Consider the following 7943-nt stretch of genomic DNA (forward strand, 5'->3'; position numbering starts at 1 on the left):
AATCCGCAAGACGTCGTTTTGACCTGCGCAGATGCGCTGAAATCAGATCAACACTCTGCACAACCACATGCACAAAGGCAGCATTCATGACCCGCACCGTCGTCGAATCCAAAACAAAGACCGCACTTATCGGCTTTGACCAACCCTTTTGCGTGATCGGCGAACGGATCAATCCCACGGGCCGCAAGGTTCTGAACGAAGAGCTTGAGCGTGGCGATTTCTCCCGCGTCGAAGCGGACGCCATCGCTCAGGTCGCGGCCGGAGCAACTGTGCTCGACATCAACTCTGGCGCCGTGTTTTCCAACAAGATGGCCGAAGATCCCCGCTATGCCGACAACAACTTTGTCGAGCCCGAGCTGATGCGCCAACTGGTTGAACGCGTGCAGGCCGTGACCGATTGCCCTTTGTGCATCGACAGTTCTGTGCCCGGCGCTTTGGAAAATGGCTTGGCCGCCGCCGAAGGGCGGCCCCTCCTGAACTCCGTCACCGGCGAAGAAGAACGGCTGGAACTGGTGCTGCCACTGGTCAAGAAATACAACGTGCCTGTTGTCGCCATCTCAAACGATGACACCGGCATCTCCGAAGACCCCGACGTGCGTTTCGCTGTCGCCAAGAAGATCGTCGAACGTGCGGCTGACTTCGGCATTCCCGCGCATGATATCGTTGTCGATCCCTTGGTCATGCCAATTGGTGCAATGGGAACGGCAGGGTTGCAGGTATTCACACTTGTCCGGCGCCTGCGCGAGGAATTGGGTGTAAACACGACATGCGGCGCGTCGAACATCTCCTTCGGGTTGCCCAACCGCCACGGTATCAACAACGCGTTTTTGCCGATGGCCATGGGGGCCGGCATGACGTCGGCCATCATGAACCCCGTCGCCCTGCCCGTCGGACCCACTAAGATTGCCGAAAAACGGGCAGAGATTGAAGCCGCTGGCATCGTATTGCCTGCTGACATGAGTGACGAAGCATTTGTGCAGATGTTCGGTATGGGGTCGACCAAGCCGCGCGCGGGCAAGGAGATGGAAGCCATTCGTGCGGCGAACTTTCTGACCAATAACGATGAAGGCGGCGGCGCGTGGATCAAGTTCAATCGCGTGCCACCAAAAGCAGGTGAAGAAGGCCGTGGACGTGGTGGCCGCGCGGGGGGGCGTCGCCGCCGGGGGTGACACTCAGCTTTTGCCAAGGTCTCAAGCCGCCCTGTGTCAGGGCGGCTTTTTTCATGCGCGACATCGCGGTGACGGCAAAGGCACGCAAACAGTAACTCCGTCTTAACAGACCGTCCGCTACATCATTCTCGTGTTTGTAGTCAGGAGGGATCGGATGAGCCGTCGAAAAGGCACCGGTTGTTGTGTGTGTCATGGGTGAGGTGATTGCCCTGCCGCGCCGCTTGGATGCGGCGACTGCCCCTGCTCTTGCCGCTGACCTGCTGGATTACGTCCAACTCAGTGACCTGTATCTGGATGCACGTGACACAACCCATGTCGGTGCAATGGGTGCACAGGTCTTGTTGAGCGCGAAGCGCACGATGGAAACGAGCGCCCGAACGTTCAAGCTTTTGAATCTCAGCGATCGAGCACGATCGCAATTGTCCAATATGGGACTTGTCGAATTGTTGCCGCCGGAGGAAGACACATGAGCCTCGAAATTCTTGCCGTTGATGACAGCCGCACGATGCGCGACATGATACGCCTTGCTCTTGAACCCGTGGGTTTCACCGTTCACACGGCTGACGACGGCGTGCATGGCACCGAGGTGTTGGAAGCGATCAATCCCGATGTCATCATCACCGACATCAACATGCCGCGCATGGATGGCTTCGGCTTTATTGACGCAATCCGAGATCGTGGGCAGCACAAAACCACACCTATCCTTGTTCTGACCACCGAAGCTGCGCCAGAGATGAAAATGCGCGCGCGCAGTGCTGGCGCGACCGGCTGGATTGTGAAGCCGTTTGATCCGGCAAAACTGGTCAAGGCACTGCAAATGGTTGCCGGATAGGTCGGGGAATGAGCAATCCGGACCCAATGGCGGAAATTCGCGCCTCGTTCTTCGTAGAATGCGAGGAATTGCTCGAAGCCCTGCAAGATGGGCTTCAGACGCTGGAAAGCGGATCGCATGACGATGAAACAATCCACATCGTCTTTCGGGCCGTGCATTCCATCAAGGGTGGCGCAGGCGCATTCGGGCTCGATGACCTTGTCCAGTTCTCTCATCACTACGAAACCGTTCTCGATCAGGTGCGTGATGGCCGTCTGGCGGTGACGCCAAACCTGCTGAGGCTGTTTTTCCGCGCCGCAGACCAATTGTCAGACATCGTTCGCGCCTGCAGAGATGATGCAGAAGCACCAACTGACACGGGCGACGCCATTTTGGCGGAACTGGACGCTCATCTTGATGATAAAGTCGAGGAAGACGTTGACGAAGAAATCTCGTTTACACCGACACCGCTCAGTCTCGACCTTGATGCGGATATTGAAGAACCATCATCCGCGGGCACGACCTATACCATCTCCTTCACCCCAGAGCCGGAGTTATATGAGACCGGCAATGACGTCCCTCACATCTTTGGGGCGTTGGCCGAATTGGGGGCGCTCGATGTTACCTGTGACACGTCGCGGCTGCCCGAACTCAAACAATTGGCACCAGAGGCAAATTACTTCAGTTGGTCACTGCACCTGACCACAGATGTAGATCATGCCGAGGTCGCATCTGTATTCGAGTTTGTCGAAGGGCTGTGTGATCTCGAAATCTCTTGTGATCGCGATGCTCTGCCCCGCGCAGCAGCCCAGCCAACATTACGCGAGACATCCGAAGAGGCGACGACAAACGGTTCAAGTGGCACCAACGATCAGACCACCAAGTCCTCCGCTCAGAAAACGGTCGTCCGCGTGGATATCGACCGGATCGAACGGCTCGTAAACCTTGTCGGAGAATTGGTGATCAATCAGGCAATGCTCGCTCAAAGTCTCCAAAGCGCAGGTCTGTCTCCCCATTCCGACGCGATGAACGGGCTGGACGAATTTCAGCGTCTGACCCGGGACATTCAGGACAGCGTGATGATGATCCGGGCCCAACCGGTCAAATCTCTATTTCAGCGCATGTCACGCATCGTGCGCGAAACATCCGCGTCGGTCGGCAAGGACGTTCGGCTGATCGCAGATGGCGAAACAACGGAAGTGGACAAGACCGTCATTGAGCGCCTTGCAGATCCTCTCACCCATATGATCCGGAACGCCGTTGATCATGGGCTGGAAGAAACACAGACCCGTTTGGCGAACGGCAAGCCAGCTCAGGGACAGGTCCGGTTGAGTGCGGCACATCGCTCAGGTCGTGTGGTGATCGAAGTGTCAGATGATGGCGGTGGCATCGATCACGATAAGGTATTGCAGATTGCTGTCGACAAGGGATTGGTGCCCTCTGACAGTGGCTTGTCGGACGCTGAAATCGACAACCTCCTCTTTTTGCCGGGCTTTTCCACTGCTTCAAATGTATCGGACCTTTCGGGGCGTGGTGTCGGAATGGACGTGGTGCGCACAGCAATCCAATCCTTGGGCGGTCGGATCACCACCAGTTCAGAGCCCGGGCGCGGCACAACGTTCAGCATCTCGCTGCCCCTGACGCTGGCCGTTCTGGACGGCATGGTCGTCGAAGTCTCCGGGGAAACTCTGGTGCTGCCTTTGAATGTGGTCTCGGAAACGCTGACCTTGTCCGACACGACTGTCGAATGCCTTCAACCCGGACACTCTGTTGTACGTGTCCGCGATGGCTTCGTTCCATTGTTCGACCTTGGTGCAGCCCTGGGGTATCGCCCGCCATGCGATACCTATGTGGATCGGGTGGCGCTCTTGCTGGCGCTGGAGGACGATACCCGCGTGGCCTTGGTCGTAGACGAAATCCAAGATCAGCGGCAGGTGGTCATTAAAGGGCTGGATGACAGTTACTACCGTGCACCCGGCATCGCGGCCGCGACCATTCTGGGGGACGGTCAGATTGCGCTGATCCTGGATCCATCCGATATCGTCGCCCACGCACCCAAACAGCGCGCACGCGCGATCACCCCGCAAAGCTTGGAGGCTTGACCATGAGTGAAACAGAAACGGCTCAGCCAATGGAACTGCTTACGTTCAAGCTGGGCGAACAAGAATACTCGCTGGATATTATGAGCGTTCGGGAAATTCGCAGTTGGACCCGTGCGACCCCGATGCCACTCGCCCCCAGCTATATGCGCGGTGTGATCAATTTGCGTGGCACCGTACTGCCGGTGATGGACCTTGCTGAACGCCTCGGTCTGCCCAAATGCGCTCACAGCGACCGAAACGTCATCATTGTGGTGAAACACGATGGATATATGACAGGGCTTTTGGTGGATGCGGTTTCCGACATTGTCGCGCTCAATCAAGAAGACCTGCAACAACCGCCGGAAACAGCAATGCAAGACGGTCCAAGCGTCATCAAATCGTTGACGCTCATCGAGGACCGGATGATCCGTGTATTGGAATTGTCGCAGATCGTCATTCAAGCGGAAAGCGACGCCGCTTGATGCGCCAACCTATCGGTCAACCCACAATGGATGATCAGGTCTTTGAGGCGCTTGCGGCTCTGGCCCACCGCGAGAGCGGTATCAAACTCGCGCGCGAAAAGAAGTTGATGGTTCAGTCCCGGCTGCGTCACCGTTTACGCGCGCTCAACTTGGATGCTTTTTCGGACTACTCGGATCACGTACTTTCCGATCACGGCGCGAACGAACGACGGTTCATGATTTCGGCGTTGACGACAAATGTGTCCCACTTCTTTCGCGAGGCGCAACATTTCGATCTGATGAGCGACCGCCTGATGCCGGAATTCAAGCGGCGCGCGGCTCAGGGAGAGCGCATTCGTATCTGGTCTGCCGGGTGTTCAAACGGCCAGGAAGCCTACTCAATAGCAATGCATCTTCTCAGTCAGGAACCGACTCTCGCGACTGCGGATCTGCGCATCCTAGGGACGGATATTGATCCGCGCGTTATCGAATTTGCCCGCGTCGGAAAGTACAGTTCAGCGCAGCTCAAAGGTGTTTCGCCAGAAAACATTGAACAGTTTACCAGCGACAATGAAGGCGACGAAAACCTTCGCACGATCAACGAAGGCCTCAAGGCGATGGTTTCTTTTCAGGAACTCAATCTCCTTTCGGATTGGCCCATGCGCTTTCCCTTCGACGCTATTTTTTGTCGCAACGTTGTCATCTACTTTGACCAGCCAACCCAAGAACGACTTTGGCCACGTTTCAGTAGTGCGCTCGCGCGGGGCGGCTTGTTTTTTCTGGGACACTCGGAACGCATTCTTGCCCCATCGAAATATGACCTAAAGTCGGTTGGACCGACGGCATACCTCAACCGCGCGCACTCTTTCAAAACATAGCAGTAGGAGACCAAAATGGCCCTGCGGGATCAGATCAGAATTATGGTTGTTGATGACATGTCAACCAGTCGAGGATTGATTGTCCAATCACTCGAAGCATTGGGAGTACGCCACATTACGACGGCTGCGGATGGAGCCACTGCTTTGACGTTGCTTGCAAAAAACCCGGCTCACCTTGTGATTTCCGACTATAACATGCCGAATATGGATGGTTTGAAGTTGCTGCATTCACTGCGCAGCCATGCCAAGACCAAGGGTGTCGGGTTTATTCTTATCACTGGGCGTTCCGAACAACAGATCGTCGACTACGGTCGTAAGCTGGGTATGAACAATTACCTGAAAAAGCCTTTCGAGAGCGTCCAGTTGCGCAAGTGTATTGAAACGGTGGTCGGTCCACTTTGATGAATGACGGCAACTCGCCAGATCTCGCGACACGCACCGCTCTAGCGCGTATGTCAGGCATCCTTGATACCATGGCAAATGACATGGCAACGGTTTCGAAAGTGGTTTCGGATCTGACATCAGATACTGCTTTGTCAATGAGTGCGGAACAGATTTCGCATCTTCAACGCATCGATCATATCTGCCAGTCGCTGCAAGACTTGTCCGTCGTCTCTCGGTCGCTTGCGATCGGGCAAACTGCGCAGACTGATACCATCGGACAGTTACAACTGGCCGAAACCCGGGCGATCCTCACGTCGGCTCACACAGAGAGAGATCGGCCAACATCTGGTACAGTCGATCTTTTCTAAACAACCTGTCTATCCAGAAACTTAAAACAGCTCCAGACCATTGCCGTTGGGTGATGGGGCAGACACACCCACGTCCCGAACATGTACGTCCGTAATTTTCTGCATGGCACGGCCAGTCACCGGCCAAAACCGCAGGTTCCTGGCATGCTGTCCTCCAAGTGATTGGGTCACAAGCGGTATCCCCTCTTGGGCAAGAAACGTCAGCGTAAAAGCTGTGTTCTGTGCGCCAATGTCGGAGAAGCCGGAAATCATGTGTGCTCCTCCAAATGCCTTTGCTTGCAACCGATTGCGCACTGCACCCAACTTAACAAGATCGTTGATCAAGACTTCCATGGCGTTGATGCCTGAAAGGGCTGTTTGTGTATCCCCCTCACCTGTCATGGCAAGCAGCATATGGTTCATACCTCCAACCCGGGCCTCCGGATCCCACAGACAACATGCGACGCAAGACCCAAGCAGTGTCGAAATCACGACATCCGGTGAGGATCCGGTCGCATGTTCCCCTTGGGTGATGTGAATGTAGCGGTCCACTAAGCCGTCTGCCCATCTTGTATCAGCAGGTCTGACAGGCGCGTGCCGATGTTCTCCACATCGCATTCCTCTTCAACCGCATCCATGGCCAGTGCCGCGGCGGGCATACCGTAGACGGCACATGAGCGCTCGGATTGGGCCAATGTCCGAGCGCCATTTCTGCGCAGCATAAGCATGCCCTTCGCTCCATCATTCCCAATGCCAGTCAACAGGGCCGCTCCGACTTGGGCACCCCAAGGCGCCGCAGAACCAAACAAAACATCCACAGACGGACAAAACCTGTCTTCACGTCCGCGCGGGAAGGACCGCACATGCCAAGCGCCACTGTGCCAATTCAGAGTTGTTTGCATGTCAATTGCCGGCGCAATGCGAATGTCGCCCGCCTCCAACCGATCATCAGGTTCAGCAAAGTCCACGCTCTGCGGCAGTTGCCGATCCAATCGTTCGATGAAACGGTCGAGAAACCCGTTGGGCATGTGCTGCGCGACGACAACAGGCGGGCCATGCACCGGCAATTGCGGCAGGATTGTCTCCAGCGCCGTCACCCCTCCTGTGGATGCCCCGAACAAGATCACCTTGTCGGTCGCATGCCATCTTGGCTGATCATCTGACCCATCCTGCCGCGCGGCAGCGACGATGCTGTCGCACAGCTTTGCAAGAGCTTCGGGTGTCGGAATTGTCGGTTTCTGCACGCAAGCTGCGGCGCCCAAGGCACGTGCGCGCTTGGCCTGTTCGCCGTTTTTGCGCAAGGCGCCCGACAACATCACAACCGGCATCGGTCGCAGCCGCATGAGGTGAGACAGGAATTCAATCCCATCCATCTCGGGCATTTCGACGTCCAGGGTCAGCACATCTGGATTGGTTTCCTTGATGATCCTGCGCGCCTCCTGAGCGGAGGCGGCCGTGCCCACCAGTTCAAGCCGTGGATCTGCAGCAATCATGCTGCCCAGCCAACGGCGCATCGTTTTGGAATCGTCCACGACGACAACACGGTGAGCTGCAAACGCCCTGGTTCTTGAACGCCGAATACCCAAAGGATCAGCTTACACCTACGGTGCAAGCACACCCAAATTCAAAGGGTCCTTGTCCCCTCATGTTGACCGAGCCACCAAACGCAATTGCCACGACTCGCACCGTACGCGCGCAGCAATGAATGTGGTGTTAAGGGGCGCGCGACAATCAACGCCTCCCCCCTCGCATCAGCTGGCGACGGCCTTCATGAACCGGTCCTTGATCACGACCGGATCCATGGTGATCACA

10 protein-coding genes are annotated in these 7943 nt (G+C 56.2%); 8 read left to right on the forward strand and 2 right to left on the reverse strand.

The genetic code is table 11. The features are described 5' to 3' along the window. The first annotated feature begins 86 nt into the window (after positions 1-86). The 8 genes from Q1A32_RS23855 (at position 87) to Q1A32_RS23890 (ending at position 6152) form a co-directional block, all read left to right on the forward strand. A complete protein-coding gene (locus Q1A32_RS23855) occupies positions 87-1169 on the forward strand; it encodes a methyltetrahydrofolate cobalamin methyltransferase (protein ID WP_299658404.1) in 1083 nt (360 codons plus the stop codon). 191 nt (positions 1170-1360) lie between these two features. Continuing rightward, positions 1361-1639, forward strand: coding sequence for an STAS domain-containing protein (locus Q1A32_RS23860; RefSeq protein WP_299612883.1), 279 nt, complete (start codon positions 1361-1363; stop codon positions 1637-1639). Continuing rightward, a complete protein-coding gene (locus tag Q1A32_RS23865; protein ID WP_299658406.1) occupies positions 1636-2001 on the forward strand; it encodes a response regulator in 366 nt (121 codons plus the stop codon). The genes Q1A32_RS23860 and Q1A32_RS23865 overlap by 4 nt, the downstream gene beginning before the upstream one ends. An 8-nt stretch (positions 2002-2009) precedes the next feature. Then, positions 2010-4082: a chemotaxis protein CheA gene (locus Q1A32_RS23870; RefSeq protein ID WP_299658408.1), complete on the forward strand. Its 2073-nt coding sequence runs from the start codon at positions 2010-2012 to the stop codon at positions 4080-4082. 2 nt (positions 4083-4084) lie between these two features. Beyond that, complete coding sequence (locus Q1A32_RS23875) at positions 4085-4543, forward strand: chemotaxis protein CheW (protein ID WP_299658410.1); 459 nt, start codon at positions 4085-4087, stop codon at positions 4541-4543. A 26-nt stretch (positions 4544-4569) separates the two neighbouring features. Next, positions 4570-5400 carry a protein-glutamate O-methyltransferase CheR gene (locus Q1A32_RS23880; protein WP_299658412.1) on the forward strand — a complete coding sequence of 277 codons (831 nt, stop codon included), beginning with the start codon at positions 4570-4572 and terminating at the stop codon, positions 5398-5400. Between the two features lie 15 nt (positions 5401-5415). Continuing rightward, the gene (locus Q1A32_RS23885) at positions 5416-5802 is read left to right on the forward strand and encodes a response regulator (RefSeq protein WP_299658414.1); all 387 of its coding nucleotides are present in this window, start codon (positions 5416-5418) and stop codon (positions 5800-5802) included. Next, positions 5802-6152, forward strand: a complete 351-nt coding sequence (locus Q1A32_RS23890) for a hypothetical protein (RefSeq protein ID WP_299658416.1) — start codon at positions 5802-5804, stop codon at positions 6150-6152. The genes Q1A32_RS23885 and Q1A32_RS23890 overlap by 1 nt, the downstream gene beginning before the upstream one ends. 21 nt (positions 6153-6173) lie before the next feature. Here Q1A32_RS23890 and Q1A32_RS23895 read toward each other — a convergent pair whose 3' ends face one another. Together Q1A32_RS23895 and Q1A32_RS23900 are read right to left on the reverse strand one after the other, a co-directional pair. Then, positions 6174-6554: a chemotaxis protein CheD gene (locus Q1A32_RS23895; RefSeq protein WP_299658418.1), complete on the reverse strand. Its 381-nt coding sequence runs from the start codon at positions 6552-6554 to the stop codon at positions 6174-6176. Positions 6555-6682: 128 nt separating this feature from the next. Then, positions 6683-7663, reverse strand: a complete 981-nt coding sequence (locus tag Q1A32_RS23900; RefSeq protein WP_299612900.1) for a chemotaxis protein CheB — start codon at positions 7661-7663, stop codon at positions 6683-6685. Positions 7664-7943 lie beyond the last annotated feature (280 nt).

The organism is uncultured Tateyamaria sp. (genome assembly GCF_947503415.1).
Lineage (GTDB): Bacteria > Pseudomonadota > Alphaproteobacteria > Rhodobacterales > Rhodobacteraceae > Tateyamaria.

Excerpts from the sequence above, each read along its gene's own strand:
- Q1A32_RS23895 (WP_299658418.1), bottom strand. The coding sequence starts at position 6,554 with ATGAACCATATGCTGCTTGCCATGACAGGTGAGGGGGATACACAAACA.
- Q1A32_RS23885 (WP_299658414.1), top strand. The coding sequence starts at position 5,416 with ATGGCCCTGCGGGATCAGATCAGAATTATGGTTGTTGATGACATGTCA.
- Q1A32_RS23875 (WP_299658410.1), top strand. The coding sequence starts at position 4,085 with ATGAGTGAAACAGAAACGGCTCAGCCAATGGAACTGCTTACGTTCAAG.
- Q1A32_RS23890 (WP_299658416.1), top strand. The coding sequence starts at position 5,802 with ATGAATGACGGCAACTCGCCAGATCTCGCGACACGCACCGCTCTAGCG.
- Q1A32_RS23860 (WP_299612883.1), top strand. The coding sequence starts at position 1,361 with ATGGGTGAGGTGATTGCCCTGCCGCGCCGCTTGGATGCGGCGACTGCC.
- Q1A32_RS23855 (WP_299658404.1), top strand. The coding sequence starts at position 87 with ATGACCCGCACCGTCGTCGAATCCAAAACAAAGACCGCACTTATCGGC.
- Q1A32_RS23865 (WP_299658406.1), top strand. The coding sequence starts at position 1,636 with ATGAGCCTCGAAATTCTTGCCGTTGATGACAGCCGCACGATGCGCGAC.
- Q1A32_RS23880 (WP_299658412.1), top strand. The coding sequence starts at position 4,570 with ATGGATGATCAGGTCTTTGAGGCGCTTGCGGCTCTGGCCCACCGCGAG.
- Q1A32_RS23870 (WP_299658408.1), top strand. The coding sequence starts at position 2,010 with ATGAGCAATCCGGACCCAATGGCGGAAATTCGCGCCTCGTTCTTCGTA.